The organism is Streptomyces sp. SID486, assembly GCF_009865385.1.
GTDB lineage: Bacteria > Actinomycetota > Actinomycetes > Streptomycetales > Streptomycetaceae > Streptomyces.
Map to the genome: position 1 here is coordinate 15709 of NZ_WWJT01000633.1, position 18818 is coordinate 34526.

Here is an 18818-nt window from a genome sequence, read left to right on the forward strand (position 1 = left end):
CGCCCGGCGGACGACGGGACGGCGAGCGCGGGAACGCCAGGAGCACCAGGAACGCCAGGAGCACCAAGCGCACCAAGCGCACCAGCACCACTAGAAGCACCAGAAGCACCAGAAGCACCAGAAGCACCAGAAGCACCAGGAACGACGGAACCGCCACCGCCGTCACCGACACCCATCACCCGGCCCCCGACACCCGACACCCGGCCCCCGGCCCCTGACACCCGGCACCCGACACCCGACACCCGACACCTGACACCTGACACCTGACACCCGGCACCCGGCACCGGCGCCTCGGCAGGGTCGCGCCTGTCAGGGCATCGGCCGCAGTCCGCGCAGGGCGTCGACGACCCGGCCGTGGATCCTGCCGGTTCGCGCGCCCGCTCCCACCCGGAGGCAGACCTCGATGGCGTCGGCCTGCATGGCCCGGTGTCCGAACCGGGCCGAGAACCCGACCAGACCGGCCGGAGTCCGCGCGTGCGCGCCGGGGACCTCCACGGCCAGCCTCACCTCACAGCCCGTGCCGTCGCCGTTGGCCGCGAGGACACCCTCCACGTCACGGACGATCGGCGACAGCGCCTCGTCCAGGGGGCCGCGCGGTATGCCGATCGACCGCTGGGCGACCTCGACTCCGATGCCGCGCAGACCGGTCAGCGTCAGGCGGACGCTTCTGGCGGTGTAGACGTCGTGGTGATGCAGCACGTACACGGCTGTCAGCGCTGCCTGCACCGCTCCGACGACGGGACCGCCGGCCGCCGACGGCGTCACGTCCCAGGCGTGCTCGCTGTCGGCGAGCCTGCGCGGAGCCACCCCGGAGGCCAGGTTCTCGATGCCTTCCAGCGCGCTGTCCCCGAGGTGCCAGGAGCCGCCGTGACCGAAGGAGAGCAGTTGTCCGTCCTCGCCCACGGCGAGGACGGAGTCGTTCGTGGTGACGCCGACCGGGAACAACCCGAGCCGGAGTCCGGCGGCCAGGCGGCTCAGCCGGACGAGCCGGAACCTGGCCTTCTCGGGATCGATGGAGAACCCGACGGCCGCGACTTCCCGGCCCGGCTGCGCCGGCCGGTGCTCGAGGCCGTGGAACTCGCTCAGGAAGGACCGCACGGCGGGGAAGACGGGGAAGGAGATGCCGTGGCTCTCCGCCATCGCGGCGATCCGCAGCACCGCACGCATCGCGTCCTGCTCGGCGTTCCTGCCCGCGGTGGGGCCGGTCCACCCCGGCGCCTGATGGTGCTGGGTCACCGGTCCACCGTTGCGACGCCCAGACGCGCGAGCAGGGCGGCGCACGAGCGGCAGGGCTCCGCCGGGCGTCCGTGCTCCGGATCCCCCTCGGGGCGGATCTTCCGCGCCACCAGCGCCGACCCCGCGAAATGGCCCATCGCCTCGTCGAGGGTCGTCGGCCTTCCACTCCCGGACCGCTGGTCCAGGCCCCACAGCTGATCGGAGATCAGGGCGGTCTCCGCGCAGTGGCCCATGAAGGGTTCCCGCTGCGCGGGGGGAAGCCGGCGGAAGAACTCGACGACCGCGGGGTGCAGGTCCGGATCCGCATCCGCGTCGAGATCGGTCTGACTGAAGATCGCGCCGTTCACCAGCAAGGACGCGGCGGTCATCGGAACATGTTCAGACATAGTAGTCCTCCGCGTCATCGAGCGGATACCCGCGCGAATACCGCATCAGCGCCGAGTGCTTGTCCTCGCCGAGGAAATAACCGCCGGTGTGATGCAGGTAGAAGAACCGCGCGCTCTCGTCGATGAGGATCGTCCCGCCGTCGTACGTGTCGTGCGCGACGGGGAAGACCTTCTTTCCCAGCCCGTCCGAAAGGTCCTGGACGTCTTCGGCGGCGCCCGCGTACATGAGACGCGGAAGGAACATCACCGTGTCCTCGGGAGAGTCGTGCAGGGGGGCCACCAGCCCGACGTGCTCGCGCAGGAAGTCGAGAGCGGGCTGGATGACGTCGAGAACACCGCCGTCGTTGCGGAACGACACCTGGGCGCTCTCCGCCTCGGCTGCGGCGAGGTCGTCACACCGGCGCCCCGGGTACCAGCCGGCGTTCGCCAGCCAGGCGTCGACGGCCTCGGGCGAGTTCAGTACGGGCACAGATCTCATCCTCTTCCAGGTCAGACAGGTGTGACGCCGACGAGCGGCAGCATGCGCTCGCAGGAGGGGCAGGGCTTCTTGTAGTCGCCGTGCTTCACGAAGCCGGGCTTGTCCGGATTCATGTCGCCGGTCTGCCGCGTATGCACCAGTGCCCCGTCCATCACCCTCCTGACGTCGTCGGCGTTCCGTATGTCGACCCCGTCACGCTCCGAGATGGCATGCAGACGGTCCGATATCAGTGCCACCTCGGCGCACTTTCCGTGGCCGACGCCAAGATTCTCACCCTCGGCCGTCGCCTGTCGTTCGACGTCGTCCAGGACGGACTGGAGGGCGGGATGTACGTGCATGTGCGTCTGCGGATCCGGGTTCTGCGGATTCTTCTTCAGTTTCGACACACTGGAATGTCCCGTCAGGACACCTTCGTGCAACAGGGCTCCGGAACATCCCTGCTTGATCCTGCCCTTGCCCAACACGGGCTGCCCGTCGGGCCCGTTGGGAGCCTTCTGCGCTTCGTCGGCCAGATCCCTCGCCTCCTGGACCAGCGCTCGGCGCTGGTCCTCCGGGCTGAGGTGATCGACCTGCATCGCGTCACGGCGGTAGTGCCGCATCTGACCTGCGCTTCTGCCGTGCCAGCCGGGCTGGGGGTCCATCCGCCGGGGACCGCCACCGCCGTTGCCGCCACCACCGCCACCGCCGCCGTTGCCGCCCCCGCCACCGCCGCCGCCGCCCGCCGCACCGCGCGTATCGCCCTCGGGCACGTGGACGCCGTCGGCCTGGCCGCCGACCTTGTGGTCGTTCTCCTTGTGGAGCCGGGAGGCGGCCTTCACGCGCTGCGGGATCTCGTCGCTGACGTGCTTGGCGGTACGGGTGACCGACCTGGTGGCAGCGCTGAGCGCCTTCTCCAGGGCGTGGTCGAATTCCTTGGTGAACCCGTCCCGGCCCTTGGTCCGGCCGAACGCGTGCTTCGCCTTCCCCAGGTGGAAGTGGGCGTTGCTGCCGAGGTCCCCGCCGTGGAGGGAGAGCTTGCCGGCGCCGTCCTCGAACTCGGCGTGGTCGACGCGGGTCCGCTTGACCGCACCGCCGCCACCGCCGCCGCCCGCGGAGTCGAGGGTCATGCCACCCGGGGTGCCGTGGCCTTTGCCGCCGGGGTTGAACGCCCCCTCGGCCAGATCGAGCGCCGTGTCGACGGCGAGCTCCTCCAGCTTCGCCGTGACCGGCTCGGCCAGCTTGGCGGCGATCTCCGCGAGGATCTCCTCGATCGCCTCCTTCACCAGCCGCTTGGCGATCTGCCGCATCAGGATGACCTCACCGGCGGCAGCGGCGGCCGAAATGCCCAGCGTCACCCCGGACGCGGCCAGTTCGGCGACGATGGTCCCGGCGAGCACGCCCAGCTCGACTGCGGCCTTCGTCTTCATCGCGATGGTGATCTCGGCGATCCGGTCGCACACGAACGCGAACGTCCGTGCCACGTCCGGGATCTTCTCCAGGTGGCTGGTCTTCACGTACGACCAGTGCTTCTGCATGGAGTCGACCGCCCAGCCCTCCGACGAGCTGAGGATCCGTGTGATCGCCTTGTGCGCGTTGCCGCCGTGGTCCTCGAACTTGTCCGCGAACTCACGGAGCGCGTCGGCCATGTCCGTGTAGTCGTCCTCGTCGACGTTCGGCCAGTCGACCCCTGCGAGATCCAGTGCCCGGTCGACGATGTCCGGCAGCACGATGCCCATGTCCGCGATCCCCCGTGGTCTTCGGCAACAGCGAAGATCAGCTAAACACTTCGCCGGCGGCCGCCGCCAACCCGGGCGGGGCTCTTATTGCAGAGCCGGGACAACCGCTACAGGGTCATGAAGGTCGAAGCGGCACCCTCGACGCCCCCCACCCGCCGAAAAGCCCCCCGCCGGACGGAGAACCCGCAGGCAGGGGGCTTGTTCGTGCGGGCTTACTTCTTCTTGCCCTGGGTCTTGTCGGGGATCTTGGTGAGCTGGGTTTCCCCTGCTCAGGAGCGGTGGGCTCGTGCGCCTGGTGGTCGTCGTTGGCCGTCATTGGCCACTGTCGAGCGGCCTCGGACGGCTCAGAGACGGCCAGCTTCGGCGCACTCGACTGGCGGCCAGCACCTGCGATGCGCCCCGTCTGAACCTCCGCCGACGCCAGTCAGCCACGACGGCGAGTGCGCCGACCGACCGCGCACTCGTATGCCTCGTTGCGCCCCCGCCGGCCTCCACCGCGTTGCTGGTGCTATCGCAGAGCGAGCCGCGACGGCTGGCCCGTGACGACGATACCGAAGCCCTCAGCTTGGGAAGCTGAGGTCGTTGGAGGGCTCCTCAAGCGCTGACCTGCGCAGACGGCTGCGACTGGGTCCCCTCCGGCTTACCTATTTCCCCGTCACTCCCCGCAGCTCCCCGCTCGATCTGGTGCGGTTGTGGTGCGCTTCGCTGTTACTCACCGTCCCTGGGCTTGGGGTAACACTGTCACGGTCGGGCCCTCCTACGTGGCGTACCGGTGGGACGATCACGTCATCTTTCGTGTCGATTGGGGAGCGGGTGCATGGCGCGCCACTTCGTAGAACTGGACGGCAGGGCCGAGGAGAACTTGCAACGGGCTGCCACTCGCTTGCACATGTCCGTCCATCAGTTGCTCGCCGAGTTGGCTGGCCGTGTCGCGGTAATAGACGGACAACTCCGGTTAGGCGCTCCGGCTCGCGGGGCACCAGCCTCAGTGCCGCAACTCAGGTGCGGGGTTCTCTACCTGGCGAATAGGAAGAAGACGCCCACTCGCATCATTGACCTGCTCCAACGGCTCGACGCGGAGGCTATTCGCCGTTCATGTGGTAACGATCCCAGTCCCATCAGGGAAGCCCTGGTCGATGACGTCGACATACTTATCGTCCTCTGGGGACTCGGAAGGGGCCGGGACAACCGGCTCGGGCTCAAGCTGAGCTCGATACTGGGCGCAAGCGACCGGATCCATGCTCGACTGATCGTGATCGTGCAGCGACGCTACCTCTCCACTGCCCCGACAGCAGACGTGTGCAGCGAGTTGGCTCCCTGGCTAGCCAGGCCGGCGTCCGTCCTCACCGGACACGACGATGACGACGCGTTGAACAACGCCTTCGAACAGCTCTCAGAAGTGTTGCAACGCGTCGTCCCGGGTGGGGCCGCTGCCTTGCGTCACGACCGCCTGACTGTCTCCTTGGACGGGTTGCTGTCTGACGGCCAGGACCGCCTCGGAGGGTGGCGACTGACGCAACTGCGCCCATGCACCTCAGCCGTCGCGCACAAGAATGATCAAGGTCACCGAATTATCCGCAATATCATTCCCGATGAATGAGCCTTGCTTGCTCTCTACGGTCTTGTCCATGGAGACCTTCGAAGCAACGGTCATGCTTGCTCTGCTTTGCACTGTCGTCCTGGTGGCGTGCGGCCACCCGGATCCTCGTGTCCGTGCTGACGCGCGTTCTGTTCTCTCCGCGCTGCTTCAGCCCTTCGACCAGCTAGTCAAGGGGGTGTTGGATGTGTGGCGCCGCTGATACTCAAGCCTTCGCGTCAGACGCCGGCGCGACACTCGTCACGGCACTGCCATCCTCCTCACGGTTGCCGGAGTCGTGCTCAGTGTTGTGATGAAGGTCGTCGGTCGCCCCCAAATCAGCGTCACTGTGGACATACGCGACATCGTCGAGGGCCCACAGCATGAGGCCATGAGCCACATGGATCGCCCACTGTGGAGACCCCTGGTCGTCTGTGACCGCCCGCACTGATGAGTCAGAAGCAGATGTCAAAGGCCCCGGACCGTGATCGGTCCGGGGCTCTTTCCTGGGTGCCCCGGCAGGATTCGAACCTGCGACACCCGCTTTAGGAGTTCGATCCGAGGCGTCTCCCTGGCCGTCAAGCCAACTGGACAGGTTCCGTCGAGAAGCGCGCCCGACCGCTGCTGTCTGCTGTCGTTGATGTCAAACTTGGATGTCAGCGAGCGTCGCTACCACCCTCCGCCGAACAGCGGTTGCAAGGTGGCCGCAATGCCCGACGTCACCGCGAGGATGCCGCCGAGGCTTGCCAGTGTGGTGGTCGCGTTCTGAAACAGCTCTTGCCTGAGCCTTGCCCATCGAGCGCTCCAGAAGATCATCTTGATCTTCTGCCACTTGTGCTGGCGAAGGTGACAGCCCATAAGGACTCCGTGACTGTTGTTGCGGCAGGTGCCGCCACGTCCCTCGGCTCCGCACCAGACGGGCACGTTGAAGAAGAAGTAGAAGGCGCTGACCCCGGACAGGACCAGGAGCACGACCGGTCCGAAGTCGAAGGTCAACCAGCCCGCGATCAGCACCGCGAAGACGATCCAACCCCAATAGTTCCCGAATCCCCTCATGCGCGTTCATGATTCGGATCCGTCGGCTCCGAGGGGGCGGCGCGGTGGGGGCGCACGATAGCAAGCTGGTGCGCCAGGCGAGGCCCGCTGTTTGGCCGGCCCCGAGCAGCCGATCTACGGACCATCGGTCCTGTCGACCAGCAGGAAAACCCGAAAACAGCGCATCTCGATCCCATGGAACCGTTGTTGACCATGGTCGGTGTGTGACACGGCCGTGTACGCCCCCTGATCTGGGCCTGTCGCACCTTCTTGCGCAACTGGGTGACACCAAGCGCCGAGGCCGTGCACAATGTTGCTACTTGGCAGCAGCGCGACTCCCTGCGTCCACCGCCCCGAAGTGGGCATGACTTGAGGGAGTCCGTAATGGAACCGATTTTCCTGCTGCTCATCGCGCTTGTCTTGATGATTGCGCGTGAGAGGTAGTTAAGTCGCGCCAAGTATCGAGGGCCCCCTGTGGGTCCTCGATTTATTTCCCGAAAACATCACTGGCGGCAGAAACTAGGGTGCCGATTGTGGCCAAAGCTGCTACCGGGATACCGATTGCGGCGATCTTCTCCGAGGTGGTAAGGCGTGCCCACCAAGCGCCTGCAGGAATCGATCCATCAACCAGCAGGCGCGCCCTAGATGCCCTTTCTTTGAACACCTTGAAGAGAACACCCAAGACGCCAACAGCCAGCATCGCGCCAATCGCCGCGTTTATATACACCTGATTGCCGCGCGCGGCTTGTGCCTTCTTTATGCATTCCTCTGCCGATTCGACATGCCCTCCGTGCGTCAACCAAAAATAACCAAAGATGCAGAAGAATGCCAGAAATGCCAAGGATACCTTCATTTCATACTTGGGTGAACTCGTAGCCGCGCCGTGAGCGGTCAGGAAGGCCTCTAGTCTTGCTGTTTGACCATATACCCACGTCGAGTCCGCGCCGGCAACATTCAGCTCCGCGCGCTCTTTGTCAAGCGTGATGGTTACGGATCGCTCCCCTGAAGGGGTTTCCGCTTTGAGGGAGATATTGGTCCAATCGTGGCCGACTTCCGGCGTGCCAGTTCTAACAGCCGCCACTAGCTCCGTAAGGGTCGCCTCCCAATATCGCGTGTTGCTCGCAATGGTGGAAATTTGGACTCCGCCGGGTGATATCCCGTCGGAAGCCACAGCGAACAGATGATCCAGATCATCGCGACCGAGTCGACATTGGTAATAGACCTTGCGAAGGTCCGTCTGCTGGTTTGATGACGCCGCCATACGAGTGATGATGCCGCGAGACAGGAGGCACTGTGGGCCTTTTGATCGATTCGCTACAAAGAACAGTCACCTTGCTCGCGTAGGGCTGCGGGGTCTCAATGCCCGAGTCAAGGGCGACGTGCGGCGACCGATGGTGTGCACGGCGCCCGGCCTGAGCCGAGGCTTTGAGGCCTCGCCTCATCCTTATCAGGTCAATCGCGGAGCGTCTGCGCGGTGGGGACAACCGCTGCCTACCTAGATGCGCAGGCCGCTACCGTTCCTGGCTGACCACCGACGTTCGCAGCAAGCGGTAGCGCTCGCCTAGGGCAAGAGTTTGACTGGCACAAGGTTGGCGGAGCTCAAGAATTGTGAAGCGCCAGTGCCCCCGGGGGACCAGCTCCACAGGGGCACTGGCCAACTTCGGCACCACCGCCTCTCGATACGACTGCGGGCAGGCAGGCCGCCGAGGACTTCGCACCAGAGATTAGGGGCAGTTCCTCTGGAGATCGTCAGTAAGCATCTCAACGAATTCAGAGATTCTCTGGAGAGTGGGCACGACAGGCCGCCCTTCTGGAAGGGCGAAGTATGGAACGGCGCTTCCGATGTTTTCAATCTCTGCCTGCTGGCCCCAAAGCGGAGCAAGGATCCTCACTACCTCCTCACCGGACTCCATCCTGTGCGACGAGTGCGAGAAATCGAGACGTTCGGCTCCAGGGTCTGGATCACCAACTCGATCAGGCAGGAAATCGAAATCACCGGACTCATTTCGTCGCACCCATGGAGGCAGGCCAATACGAGTCGGTATCGTCTCGAACTGGTTCGGCTGAAGTTCAACGTGCACCAGCATCCGATGCTTATCGGAGTTTGAGAGCTCAGTCAGAAGATCCAATTGATGGATGTACGGTCCGGTCCACCCATCTGGACGCCCATTTATTCCACGGCAAGGCTGATACTCGTGCATTCGACCCCATGCCGCAGTTGCAAATATGCCGGGCGTCTTGTGCTGCTGACCCGTTACCGCGTTACACAAGACGAAATAAACATCTTTGGGTTTAGCGGGGATGCCCTGAGCATGCGCACAGGCGTACTGCCACGCCAAGTGATCCAGGCTACACCGAAGGTTGTTAACTACGTCACCCACACCGAGGCTAACCTCCTCGAGGATGGGCTCATAGTCGGGAATTGATTCAATCCGGACGATGTGATATCCGCTTCCCAAATCCAGCTCGGCACGCAACGGGGCCCGACTACTTGGACTCTCCCGAAAACCTTCAATCAGAGTATTCAACTCTTCGGTCAGCTTCACCGCGCGATTAAGTTTCGCCCGAGAAGACCTGAGATCAATAGTAGCCATGGCTTTCCGATCCGACGATCCAACTCTCCAGGAGTGTAGGACCAAAGACGCAAACACGCCCCGCTTTTTCTCACCCCCGGCGGAGAGGCGGGCAGAGTGACGCAAGCACGCGGCCGCTTCCATCAACCACTACTCACCCCAGCTCCCATCCCGTCTGCCGTCGACCCACACATCGTGGAGCGGGCGTGGTTCCTGGCGTCCAGGTGGAACGCGCGACTGTACGAACGACCTGGACGCCAGGGGCCGCGTCCGCTCGGCTTTGCCTGGATCGATGGCAGACGGGATGGGAGCATCCCCACCCCACCATCTACGGGCCGGCACTCGCGAACGGCGCCCCTGCCATCCTGGAGCCAGAGCGCCCCCGCCGGAGGCATGTCCTTGACCTGCGGGTGACTTCCTTGCATCTGCTCCCTGCACGTAGCGCGCCGCCGGGCGCGGCCAGCCGGGGCGGAGACAGGAGGCAGGCCGCGCCGCAGAGGCGGCGCGCGCCCGCGCCGTGCGCGGGCCTTGAACCAGTAGAGAAAGTTGTAACTCAGTAGGTCCCGTGGGGCTTGAAGACGTACGCGCACTGCGGGAGTTCGGCGCCCTGGCGGTGAGCCAGCGGCAGGAAGAGCACCGGTCGGATCGTCCACGTGATCCGGGTCCTGGCGTGGGTGACAGACACTGTGCACGGCTCCGCACGTAGCAGGGCTCGTCGCGTCTCGATGCGGCCCTCGTACAGCCACTCCCAGGCCTCATCGGAGGCATCCGCGTCCAGTGCCGGTGAGAGCGTGCGGAGTACGACCGCTACCCAACGGTCCGCCTGCGGCGCGGAGTAGGCGTCGAAGGATGCCAGCAGCGCCGGCGGCCACTCCTCCGTCAGGTCTTCGGTCCAGCACTCGCACCAGTAGCCCCGCTGCGGTGGCGTCATCAGCACGGCAAGCCTCCCCGCCGGGCATCCGCGTACAGCTCCGCGGTGACCGTGTGGCCCTGGTCGCTGTCGTGGACGACGACCCGGTGAGCGATGACGCTCACCATGCCCAGGCCCCGGCCGTGCTCGGCGTCCTGGTCCTGGTGCTCGACCTTCGGGGCCGTCCCCGTGCCGCCGTCGTCCGTGACCGAGACCGCCACCACCTGAGCGGAGACCGCGACGGCCAGGTGGAAGGTGCCGTGCTCCCGACCGCTCGCCGTGTGAAGGACCGCGTTCGCGCTCAGCTCGCTCACGATCAGTTCGGCGTCGTCGGCTAAGGGGGAGCCGCGCAGGATGTCACGGGTCCATCGGCGGGCCCGGCTCACCTCTTCGGGGAATCCTGGGCAACTCAGCCCCCAGACCCGAGCTGTACTCGTATACTCGTGCATACAAGTTCCTTTACGCTGGTAGGCCGCCATGTGCAGCGGGTTCGGGCTAGACGAGTTTCACGCCGTCGTGGGCGCGGATGGCCGGCGGGGTCGTCGCGTCGAGTGCGTCCAGGACGCGGATCGCGTACGCCTCGTCGGCAAGCTCGGTGACCTCTTCGCGGATGGCCCAGCGCAGCGCACGGGTCTCGTCACCGGTGGTGGGCACACCGTCGGCGGCTTCACAGCGGAAGACCAGCGAGACGATCAAGCCCGTCATGTTCTTGTAGACGCCGGTCAGAGTCGCGGGAAGCGCGATCTTGATGCCGGTCTCTTCGAGGACTTCGCGCTGAAGGGCTTCCGGGATGGTCTCCTCGCGTTCGAGGACGCCGCCCGGCGGCTCCCAGTGACCGTTGTCCCGGCGCTGGATCAGGAGGGCCCGGCCCTGGTCGTCCACGACGACCCCGGCGACGCTCACGGAGTGCGGGCGTTCAGTGCTCACGTTCCTCGGCCCTCTCGGCTGGCTAGGCTCTCCACCGTAGCAACAGAACTCGCCCACTCGTCTAGATACCTAAAGGAGTACTCACGTGAGCCCTCTTCCTTCAGGCCTCCTCGGTGATCTCGACCCCACGAGCGATCGTGCGGTCTTCCGGCAGATCGCCGACCAGCTCCGCGAGGCCATCGACCGTGGGCGATTCCGCGAGGGCGAGAAGCTGCCCTCTGAAGCCGAGCTGGTCGAGCACTACGGAGTCTCCCGGATGACCGTGCGGAACTCCTTCTCCGTCCTCACGGGCGAGGGCCTGGTGCACGCCGAGCACGGCAAGGGTGTCTTCGTCCGGCCGCGCCCTCCGGTGCGCCGGCTCGCCTCCGACCGGTTCGCCCGGCGCCACCGCGAGCAGGGCAAGTCCGCCTTCATCGTGGAGGCCGACGCCGCAGGCAGTCATCCGACGGTCGACAGCCTCGAGGTCAAGGTGGAGAAGGCCAGTCAGGACATCTCCACCCGGCTCGGGTCGGTGCGGCGCGTCCTCGCGCGTCGGCGCCGCTATCTCCTCGACGGGCGGCCGGTCGAGTTCGCGACCTCGTACCTTCCGCTCGACATCGCCCGCGGCACTCCTATCGCCGAGCCCAACCCGGGTCCCGGCGGCATCTACGCCCGCCTCGAAGAGCTGGGGCACCACCTCGACCACTTCGAGGAAGAGATCCGCGCCCGTATGCCCTCGCCCGCAGAGGTCAAGCTCCTACGCCTGGCGGCCGGCGTGCCCGTCATCCACCTGATCCGGACCGCCTTCGACACCGAGGGACGTGCCGTGGAGGTCTGTGACACGGTCATGGCGGCGGACGCGTACGTCCTCTCATACCAGCTTCCTGCGACGTGATCAGGTGGGCGGCGGCACAGCTCTAGGCAGTCAGCTCGTTCTCGCTGCCGGGGGCCAGCGCGAACATCTCGCCGATGTTGTTCCACATGAAGCCCTCCCGCCAGTTGGGCTTGTCGAGCATCCAGCCAAGGAGGGCCTGCAGGACCTTCTCCTGCGACACCGTTTGGGTCTGGTAGTGCTCCGCAGGGACGCCGTCGCGGTATTCCAGCTGGTAGGTGTTGTTGTCGCGGAACCAGACCTGGATGTACCAGTCACCGTCACGTTCCTCGTCCTGGCGCTCAATGATCAAGTACTCGTTGCCGCGTCGCAGGTTCGCGAGCATGGTCCCTACTGCTGGCTTCGAGGGGCGTTTCACCGCGTAGCCACGGCCGTTGGTCGCTATCAGCATGGACGGATTCTGTCGGGTAGGCCTGACAGTGAGCTGGACGCTTCTCCGAACTCGTACACACCGACACGCTTACTCGTATAGACGAGTGGGCAAGTTGTGTGGCAAGGTGATCCGCGTGATCCCGGAGATCGGGCTCGCGGATCGCTTCTTGTATAGACGAGTAGATAGGGGCACTACTTTGCGTACCATCCGCGTTGAGACCTCCGCCGCGACGATCCTCCTCACGGAGGCTCCCGAGCCGAAGGTCCGTGACCGGCAGACCGGCGAGATCGCCAAGGACGCGACCAGCGGCGAGGCGCTGATGACCATCGGCGTCGTGTACATCGAGGACGGTGAGTCCTCGCTCATCAAGGTCACCGTTCCCGAGGGCGGCGTCTCCGAGGGCCTGATCCTCGGCTCGCCGGTGTCGCTGCCCGGGCTCATCGCCCGGCCGTGGGAGTCCGTCTTCAACGGCCAGCAGCGCCACGGCATCGCCTACCGGGCCGCCGCCGTGACCCCGGCCGCCTTCCCGGCCGTCTCCGGGGCCGCCGCCTGATGTCCGACCTGACGACGCTCCTCGAAGTGGGTGGTCCTGTCGCCGCACTCGGCGGCGGGGCCGCCTACGCCCGGGCCAAGCACCCGGCGGCGTACTGGTCCACGGTCGGCCTCCCGGTGTCCACGGTCCGGCTGCTCAGCTCGTACGGCTCGGTCATGGAGGCATGCGGCCTGACCGTGGCGCCCTCCCGGCTGCGGGTCCTCGCCGTCAAGGCCACGACCCAGCGCGAAGTGCGGCCCGTACCGCCGCGCCGAGGCATCATCCGGCCCACCACAACCGGACTGCGCATCCGTCTCCGCCTGGCACCGGGCCAGGAACCCGCCGACTTCGCGGCGTCCGCCGAGCGGCTGCGGCACGCCTGGGGTGTCCACGCCGTCTACGTCACCACCGTGAAGCCTGGGGTCGTCGACCTGCGGCTCGTCGGCTACGACGTCTTACGGCGGGTGCGCATGCCCCGTAAGACCGCGCACGGCCCCCTCAAAGTACCGGTCGCCCTGCGAGAGGACGCCACACCCTTCATCCGCGACTACCGCACCATCCCCCACCAACTCACCCTCGGCGCGACCCTGTCCGGCAAGTCCATGTACCTGCGGCACCTGATCACCGGACTCGCCCTTCAGCCCGTCGCCCTAGTCGGCATCGACTGCAAGCGGGGCGTCGAACTGGCCCCTTTCGCACCCGGCTCTCCGCACTGGCCACCGACCCGGAGCAGGCGGCCGAGCTGCTGCCCGTGCTGGTCAACGAGATGGAGGACCGGTACGACCTGATCAAGGCCCGACAGGGCATCGCCCCTGGCACTCCGGACGAGGAGATCACCTCCGACATCTGGGGCCTGCCCGACCACGAACGCCCCGTGCCCATCGTCCTGTTCGTGGACGAGGTCGCTGAACTCTTCCTCGTCGCCACCAAGAAGGACGAAGAACGCCGCGACGAGATGGTCACCCAGCTCATCCGGCTCGCCCAGCTCGGCCGCGCCGCCGGCATCTACCTGGAGGTCTGCGGGCAGCGCTTCGGCGCCGAACTCGGCAAGGGCGCCACCATGCTCCGCGCCCAGCTCACCGGCCGCGTCTGCCATCGCGTCAATGACGAGGCCTCCGCAAAGATGGCCCTCGGCGACATCGCACCGGAAGCTGCCCACGCCGCCTGTTCCATCGCTCCCGAACGGCCCGGCCTGGCCGTAGCGGGCGACACCTCCGGCGGCTGGTCCCGCATCCGTACGCCGTACCTCTCTCTCGGGGACGCTGCCGAGACCTGCCGCGAGTCGGCCCACCTGGTGCCCGACCTGCCCGCGCTGAAGCCGTTCCGGCCCGACGTACCCGTGCGCCCGGTCGAGACCGCTGCCCCGGTCTTCCTGCCCCGCCCGGTCACCGACTGATTCCCTCCGCTCGACTCCGGAAGGAGCCGCATCATGCGCGCCCGCTTGGCCCGCGTCGACGCGGTGCTCGTCCAGGCGCTCATCGCCGCCGCGCTGTCCTTCGCCCACCTGCACGATGTCGCCGTAGCGGCCGGACAGGACGGCTGGAAGGCCTGGGCTTACCCCGTCTCCGTCGACCTGCTGCTCGTCGCCGCCTGGCGCCGACTGCGCTCCGGTACGACCAAAACGGCGGCCTGGTGCTGGTTCGTCGTCGCACTCGCCGCCTCCCTCGGTGCCAACGTCGCCACCGCCGGCCTCCTGGACCTCGGCAACGTCCCGGCCTACCGTCGACAACAAGCGCGTCGCGCCTTGGACGCCGGAACGGGTCTTCGCCGTCCGGGCCGGCATGCCCGAGCGCTACCAAGCCATGGTCGACCTGGGCGGCGGCTGCGGCCTTCGGCAAGGCGAGATCCTGGGCGTGGCCGTCGACGCGATCGACTTCGAGTCGGACACCCTCCACGTGGTCCAGCAGCTCAAGCTGAGCCGCAGCAAGCCGGTCTTCGCCCCGCCGAAGGGCGGCAAGCTCCGGGACGTACCGCTCCCCGGTCCAGTCGCCGACGCTCTCCGCGCCCACATGAAGCGATTCCCGCCGGTCGAAATCACCTTGCCGTGGAAGGTGGCGGACGGGCCTCCGGTGACCAAGCGGCTGATCTTCACCGGGCCGCGCGGCGGGCACGTCTGGCGTACGTCGCTCAACGAGGAGGTGTGGAAGCGGGCCCTCGCCTCGGCCGGCGTGATCCCCGAGCGGAAGCCGGGCGGGTCGTACGCCGAGTCACGCGAGAACGGCATGCACGCCCTGCGGCACTTCTACGCCTCGGTGCTCCTGGACGCGGGAGAGAACATCAAGGCCCTCGCCGAGTACCTCGGCCACTCGGACCCCGGCCTGACCCTCCGCGTGTACGCACACCTCATGCCGTCCAGCCAGGAGCGCACCCGCAAGGCGGTCGCCGCCGTCTTCGACACGGCCCGGTCGGTCCCCTCCAGCACCTGACGGCCCAGAGACGGCCCAGAGGCAGCGACAAGCCCCCTACTCGTGGAGAACCCGCAGGTAGGGGGCTTGTTCGTGCGGGCTTACTTCTTCTTGCCCTGGTTCTTGACCGCCTCGATCGCGGCTGCCGCCGCCTCGGGGTCGAGGTACTTGCCGCCGGGGGTGACCGGCTTGAAGTCGGCGTCCAGCTCGTAGTACAGCGGGATGCCCGTCGGGATGTTCAGGCCCGCGATGTCGGCGTCGGAGATGCCGTCCAGGTGCTTGACCAGGGCGCGCAGGCTGTTGCCGTGGGCGGCGACCAGGACCGTGCGGCCGGCCAGCAGGTCGGGGACGATGCCGTCGTACCAGTACGGGAGCATGCGGACGACGACGTCCTTGAGGCACTCGGTGTCCGGGCGCAGCTCCGGCGGGATCGTCGCGTAGCGCGCGTCGTGGGCCTGGGAGAACTCGGAGTCGGCCGGGAGCGGCGGGGGCGGGGTGTCGTACGAGCGGCGCCAGAGCATGAACTGCTCCTCGCCGAACTCGGCGAGCGTCGCCGCCTTGTCCTTGCCCTGGAGGGCGCCGTAGTGCCGCTCGTTCAGGCGCCAGGAGCGGTGGACCGGGATCCAGTGGCGGTCAGCGGCTTCCAGGGCCAGCTGGGCCGTGCGGATCGCGCGCTTCTGGAGGGACGTGTGCACGACGTCGGGCAGGAGGTCGGCGTCCTTCAGGAGCTCGCCGCCGCGGACTGCCTCCTTCTCGCCCTTCTCGTTCAGGTTCACGTCCACCCAGCCGGTGAACAGGTTCTTCGCGTTCCACTCGCTCTCGCCGTGGCGGAGGAGGATCAGCTTGTACGGTGCGTCGGCCATGGCCTTGAGCCTACCTAAGGGGCCTGAGAGCCGCCCCACGCGTGTGGGCCCTGACACACCGGGCCGCATAAGCCCTGTTGGCTGCACGGGCCCTAACAAAAATCGGGTTAACTCGTGTACAACCTTTCAGAACATGCATCTGTCTGGTAATCGCCAGAGGGTTCAGGCAGCAGGAAGAGGGGCACAGAACGTGACCGTGCGTTCCTTTGCGCGGCGGATACGACCGCGAGTCGAGCGGAAGGCCGCCGAGCGGGTGTGGCAGCTGCGTACGATGCGGCGGCGCCGCAGGGCGGCGGTCACGGACCCGGTACTGCGCCCGGTGGCGGTGCGCGGCCAGCAGTTCTACGGCCGTGTCGTGGACCGGTTCACCGCGGTCGAGGCGGCCGCGTCCAACCTGGACCTCGTGGTCTCCGCGCTGGAGCAGGAGGGCATCTCCTACTTCCTCGTCCCGCCGTCGCGGACCCGCTACACGGTCGGCGTGAACGTCGTCGACCGTGAGCGTTTCCTCGCCGCCCTGGAGGCCCGGAACGCGGGTACGGCCGTGTTCATCGGCCGCCCCCTGCCCGGCGGCCAGCTCAAGCACCCGGCGCTGTTCCTGGACGGCGTACTGCCCGCCCAGCTGCGCACGGCCCCCGTGCTGCGCGTCGGCGAGAACCTCCTCGGCCCCGCCGGCCAGCTGCTCGCCGGTCCCGAGCTGGCCTGCGACATCGAGTTCTGGGAGGACGGCGCGCAGCTGCTCGCCACCCCCGAGGGACCCCGCCGGCTGGCCAAGGTGCAGCCGCAGGCCTCGGAGGACGTCTTCGCCGAGTCGCTCATCACGCCCCGCAACAACGGCGTGACGGACGTGCTGCCGGCCAGCGAGCAGAAGCCCGCCACCGTGCGCGTCGGCGACCGCGAGGTGCCGAGCTTCGTGCCGCTGACCCTGCCGACCGTGAACCAGGTCACCTTCCCCGTGGACATCGTCTACACGTGGGTCGACGGCGAGGAGCCGGCGATGCGGGCCAAGCGGGCCCGCTACCAGGAGGGCGGCATCGCCGAGATCCTGGACAAGGAGACCAACGCCTCCCGGTACACCAGCCACGACGAGCTGAAGTACTCGCTGCGCTCGCTCGCGATGTACGCCGACTTCGTCCGGCACATCTACATCGTGACCGACGGCCAGAAGCCGCACTGGCTGGACGACAGCGCCCCGGGGATCACGGTCGTCGACCACCGTGACATCTTCCCGGCGGACGTGCTGCCCGTCTTCAACTCGCACGCGATCGAGACCCGGCTGCACCACATCCCGGGCCTGTCCGAGCACTACCTGTACTTCAACGACGACGTGTTCGTCGGCCGCCGCGTCACCCCGGAGCACTTCTTCTTCGGCAGCGGTCTGATGAAGGTCCCGGTCTCCCCGCTCAAGATCGGCATCGGCAAGCCGCACTCCGAGGAGACCGCGACCAACTCCGCCAGCAAGAACGTCCGGCGGCTGCTGCTGGAGAAGTTCGGCCGGATGACGACGAACAACTTCATGCACACCCCGCTGCCGCAGCAGCGCGGGGCGCTCCAGGCGCTGGAGGAGCTGTTCCCGGAGGACGTCAGCCGCACCACCGCGTCCCGGTTCCGTTCGCCGCAGGACATCGCCATGACGGCGCCGCTGCTGTACCAGTACGCGCTGATGACCGGCCGCGGCGTGCCCGGCAAGTTCAGCTTCCGCTACGTGAACATCAGCCGGCCGGACGCCGACCGCCGCCTGGCGGACCTGCGCCGCAACCGGCGCTTCGACTTCTTCTGCCTGAACGACGTCGACGTGCCGCCGGAGGAGCGGGAGCAGGTCAGCGTCCGGATGCACGAGTTCCTCGAGAACTACTTCCCCTTCCCGAGCCCCTTCGAGAAGCAGGAGCCGGGTACCGGTTCCGCCGGTTCCGCCGAGACGCAGAGCTGACGGGGCCGGGCATGGCCATCGACATCCGGCGCAGGCTCCCGGGGGCGCCGCCCGGTCTGCGGGCCGCCAGGAGCCTCCTGGTCGGCCTGCGGCTGTGGCTGTCGGCCCGGCTCTGGGCGCTGCGCGTGGGCCCGGCCCGCCGTCGGCTGCGCGCCACCGTCCCGGGGCTGCGCCGCGTCGGCCGCGGCCCGGTGCGGCTGTACGGCCGTACGGTCACCGGTTACACCGCCGCGGACGCCGCCGCCGCCGACCTGGAGCAGATGTGCGCCGTGCTGGAGGCGGCCGGCGTCCCGTACTTCCTGGTCCCTGCCGAGCAGGGGTCCGGGGTGCCGCGGCCGGTGGTCGGGGTGGAGGAGTCGTACCGTGGCGCGGTCCTCGCCCGGGCCCGGCAGGAGTTCGCCCGCGGTGCCGGGTTCGTCGGTGCGGTGGGCGCGGACGGTTCCGTGACGCGGGCGGTGCTGTGGGCCGACGGGAGGCTGCCGCGGGCGCTGCGCGGGGCGCCGGTCCTGCGGACCGGTGTGGTGCGGCTGGGGCCCGTCGGGCAGGTGCTCGGCGGCCTGGAGACGGGCTGCGACATCGAGTTCTGGCGGTACGGCCGGGACCTGGGCGCGGAGCCCGGGTACCTCACCGTGCCCGGCACCAGGCTGCAGGACGACTTCGGTCCGGCGCTGGTCGCTCCGCGCCGCAACGCCGTCTCCGAGGTTCTCCCGGCGACGGCCTGGCAGCCGGCCGCGCTGACGGAGCAGCCGGCCGCGGGGGCCGGACGCCAGTCGGCGGCCGTGACCGGGCAGGGGCCGGGCATGGCCGTGACCGGGCAGGGCGCGGAGAAGGCCGTTACCGGGCAGGGCGCGGAGAAGGCCGTTACCGGGCAGGGCGCGGAGAAGGCCGTTACCGGGCGGGGCGCGGAGAAGGCCGTGACCGGGCAGCGGCCGGACATCTTGCCGGAGCAGCGGCAGACCGCCTCCGTCCAGCCGGAACAGCGGCAGACCGCCTCCGTCCAGCCGGAACAGC

The 18818-nt window shown here is 67.6% G+C and carries 17 protein-coding genes and 4 pseudogenes; 9 read left to right on the plus strand and 12 right to left on the minus strand.

Annotated features, from left to right (window positions below; translation table 11 throughout):
- Window positions 1-309: 309 nt before the first annotated feature.
- The 4 genes from GT045_RS29365 to GT045_RS39145 are packed head-to-tail and all read right to left on the minus strand — an operon-like array spanning window position 310 to window position 3815.
- The gene (locus GT045_RS29365; RefSeq protein ID WP_161336022.1) at window positions 310-1236 is read right to left on the minus strand and encodes an SUKH-3 domain-containing protein; all 927 of its coding nucleotides are present in this window, start codon (window positions 1234-1236) and stop codon (window positions 310-312) included.
- Window positions 1233-1604 carry a YwqJ-related putative deaminase gene (locus GT045_RS29370; protein WP_345942790.1) on the minus strand — a complete coding sequence of 124 codons (372 nt, stop codon included), beginning with the start codon at window positions 1602-1604 and terminating at the stop codon, window positions 1233-1235. Before GT045_RS29370 ends, GT045_RS29365 begins: the two co-directional genes overlap by 4 nt.
- A 10-nt stretch (window positions 1605-1614) precedes the next feature.
- Complete coding sequence (locus tag GT045_RS29375) at window positions 1615-2091, minus strand: SUKH-3 domain-containing protein (protein ID WP_161288281.1); 477 nt, start codon at window positions 2089-2091, stop codon at window positions 1615-1617.
- A 20-nt stretch (window positions 2092-2111) separates the two neighbouring features.
- Window positions 2112-3815 carry a YwqJ-related putative deaminase gene (locus GT045_RS39145; RefSeq protein WP_202529128.1) on the minus strand — a complete coding sequence of 568 codons (1704 nt, stop codon included), beginning with the start codon at window positions 3813-3815 and terminating at the stop codon, window positions 2112-2114.
- Between the two features lie 817 nt (window positions 3816-4632).
- Between GT045_RS39145 and GT045_RS29380 the strand changes: the two genes are divergently transcribed.
- Both GT045_RS29380 and GT045_RS29385 read left to right on the plus strand, forming a co-directional pair.
- Complete coding sequence (locus tag GT045_RS29380; protein WP_161336023.1) at window positions 4633-5415, plus strand: hypothetical protein; 783 nt, start codon at window positions 4633-4635, stop codon at window positions 5413-5415.
- 28 nt (window positions 5416-5443) lie between these two features.
- Window positions 5444-5614 (plus strand): hypothetical protein, encoded by a 171-nt coding sequence (locus GT045_RS29385; RefSeq protein WP_161336024.1) that lies wholly within the window; start codon window positions 5444-5446, stop codon window positions 5612-5614.
- Window positions 5615-6060: 446 nt separating this feature from the next.
- Here the strand turns inward: GT045_RS29385 and GT045_RS29390 are convergent, their stop codons facing one another.
- The 6 genes from GT045_RS29390 to GT045_RS29415 form a co-directional block, all read right to left on the minus strand.
- The gene (locus tag GT045_RS29390; protein WP_230195029.1) at window positions 6061-6405 is read right to left on the minus strand and encodes a hypothetical protein; all 345 of its coding nucleotides are present in this window, start codon (window positions 6403-6405) and stop codon (window positions 6061-6063) included.
- Between the two features lie 508 nt (window positions 6406-6913).
- Window positions 6914-7687, minus strand: coding sequence for a hypothetical protein (locus GT045_RS29395; RefSeq protein ID WP_161336026.1), 774 nt, complete (start codon window positions 7685-7687; stop codon window positions 6914-6916).
- Window positions 7688-8150: 463 nt separating this feature from the next.
- Window positions 8151-8972: a hypothetical protein gene (locus GT045_RS29400; protein WP_161336027.1), complete on the minus strand. Its 822-nt coding sequence runs from the start codon at window positions 8970-8972 to the stop codon at window positions 8151-8153.
- A gap of 580 nt (window positions 8973-9552) precedes the next feature.
- Window positions 9553-9930 carry a hypothetical protein gene (locus GT045_RS29405; protein ID WP_161336032.1) on the minus strand — a complete coding sequence of 126 codons (378 nt, stop codon included), beginning with the start codon at window positions 9928-9930 and terminating at the stop codon, window positions 9553-9555.
- The gene (locus GT045_RS29410) at window positions 9930-10358 is read right to left on the minus strand and encodes an ATP-binding protein (protein ID WP_161336028.1); all 429 of its coding nucleotides are present in this window, start codon (window positions 10356-10358) and stop codon (window positions 9930-9932) included. The genes GT045_RS29405 and GT045_RS29410 overlap by 1 nt, the downstream gene beginning before the upstream one ends.
- Window positions 10359-10404: 46 nt before the next feature.
- A complete protein-coding gene (locus GT045_RS29415; protein ID WP_161336033.1) occupies window positions 10405-10812 on the minus strand; it encodes an NUDIX domain-containing protein in 408 nt (135 codons plus the stop codon).
- 109 nt (window positions 10813-10921) lie between these two features.
- Here GT045_RS29415 and GT045_RS29420 point away from each other — a divergent pair, with 109 nt between their 5' ends.
- Window positions 10922-11710, plus strand: a complete 789-nt coding sequence (locus GT045_RS29420) for a GntR family transcriptional regulator (RefSeq protein WP_161336029.1) — start codon at window positions 10922-10924, stop codon at window positions 11708-11710.
- A gap of 22 nt (window positions 11711-11732) precedes the next feature.
- On the opposite strand, the gene GT045_RS29425 is transcribed toward GT045_RS29420, so the two are convergent.
- Window positions 11733-12098, minus strand: coding sequence for a hypothetical protein (locus GT045_RS29425; RefSeq protein WP_237538958.1), 366 nt, complete (start codon window positions 12096-12098; stop codon window positions 11733-11735).
- A 178-nt stretch (window positions 12099-12276) separates the two neighbouring features.
- On the opposite strand from GT045_RS29425, the gene GT045_RS29430 reads away from it, so the two are divergent.
- The 4 genes and pseudogenes from GT045_RS29430 to GT045_RS29445 all read left to right on the plus strand — a co-directional run.
- Window positions 12277-12633, plus strand: a complete 357-nt coding sequence (locus GT045_RS29430; protein WP_020940619.1) for a hypothetical protein — start codon at window positions 12277-12279, stop codon at window positions 12631-12633.
- Window positions 12633-14008 (plus strand): annotated as a pseudogene (locus tag GT045_RS29435) (FtsK/SpoIIIE domain-containing protein). The gene GT045_RS29430 and the pseudogene GT045_RS29435 overlap by 1 nt, the downstream one beginning before the upstream one ends.
- Window positions 14009-14041: 33 nt before the next feature.
- Window positions 14042-14332: pseudogene (locus GT045_RS29440) on the plus strand (DUF2637 domain-containing protein); the annotation flags it as partial.
- A pseudogene (locus GT045_RS29445) lies at window positions 14328-15038 on the plus strand (site-specific integrase); the annotation flags it as partial. The pseudogenes GT045_RS29440 and GT045_RS29445, both read left to right, overlap by 5 nt.
- An 80-nt stretch (window positions 15039-15118) precedes the next feature.
- Here the strand turns inward: GT045_RS29445 and GT045_RS29450 are convergent.
- Window positions 15119-15880, minus strand: coding sequence for a phosphoglyceromutase (locus tag GT045_RS29450; RefSeq protein WP_161288285.1), 762 nt, complete (start codon window positions 15878-15880; stop codon window positions 15119-15121).
- Window positions 15881-16076: 196 nt separating this feature from the next.
- Between GT045_RS29450 and GT045_RS29455 the strand changes: the two genes are divergently transcribed.
- Both GT045_RS29455 and GT045_RS29460 read left to right on the plus strand, forming a co-directional pair.
- Window positions 16077-17807 carry a stealth family protein gene (locus GT045_RS29455; protein WP_345942791.1) on the plus strand — a complete coding sequence of 577 codons (1731 nt, stop codon included), beginning with the start codon at window positions 16077-16079 and terminating at the stop codon, window positions 17805-17807.
- 11 nt (window positions 17808-17818) lie between these two features.
- Window positions 17819-18818, plus strand: a pseudogene (locus GT045_RS29460) (hypothetical protein); the annotation flags it as partial.

What these genes read in the sequence shown, in the direction of transcription:
- GT045_RS29370 (WP_345942790.1), bottom strand. Translation starts at nt 1,604, where the DNA reads ATGACCGCCGCGTCCTTGCTGGTGAACGGCGCGATCTTCAGTCAGACC.
- GT045_RS39145 (WP_202529128.1), bottom strand. Translation starts at nt 3,815, where the DNA reads ATGGGCATCGTGCTGCCGGACATCGTCGACCGGGCACTGGATCTCGCA.
- GT045_RS29380 (WP_161336023.1), top strand. Translation starts at nt 4,633, where the DNA reads ATGGCGCGCCACTTCGTAGAACTGGACGGCAGGGCCGAGGAGAACTTG.
- GT045_RS29385 (WP_161336024.1), top strand. Translation starts at nt 5,444, where the DNA reads ATGGAGACCTTCGAAGCAACGGTCATGCTTGCTCTGCTTTGCACTGTC.
- GT045_RS29395 (WP_161336026.1), bottom strand. Translation starts at nt 7,687, where the DNA reads ATGGCGGCGTCATCAAACCAGCAGACGGACCTTCGCAAGGTCTATTAC.
- GT045_RS29405 (WP_161336032.1), bottom strand. Translation starts at nt 9,930, where the DNA reads ATGACGCCACCGCAGCGGGGCTACTGGTGCGAGTGCTGGACCGAAGAC.
- GT045_RS29410 (WP_161336028.1), bottom strand. Translation starts at nt 10,358, where the DNA reads ATGCACGAGTATACGAGTACAGCTCGGGTCTGGGGGCTGAGTTGCCCA.
- GT045_RS29425 (WP_237538958.1), bottom strand. Translation starts at nt 12,098, where the DNA reads ATGCTGATAGCGACCAACGGCCGTGGCTACGCGGTGAAACGCCCCTCG.
- GT045_RS29450 (WP_161288285.1), bottom strand. Translation starts at nt 15,880, where the DNA reads ATGGCCGACGCACCGTACAAGCTGATCCTCCTCCGCCACGGCGAGAGC.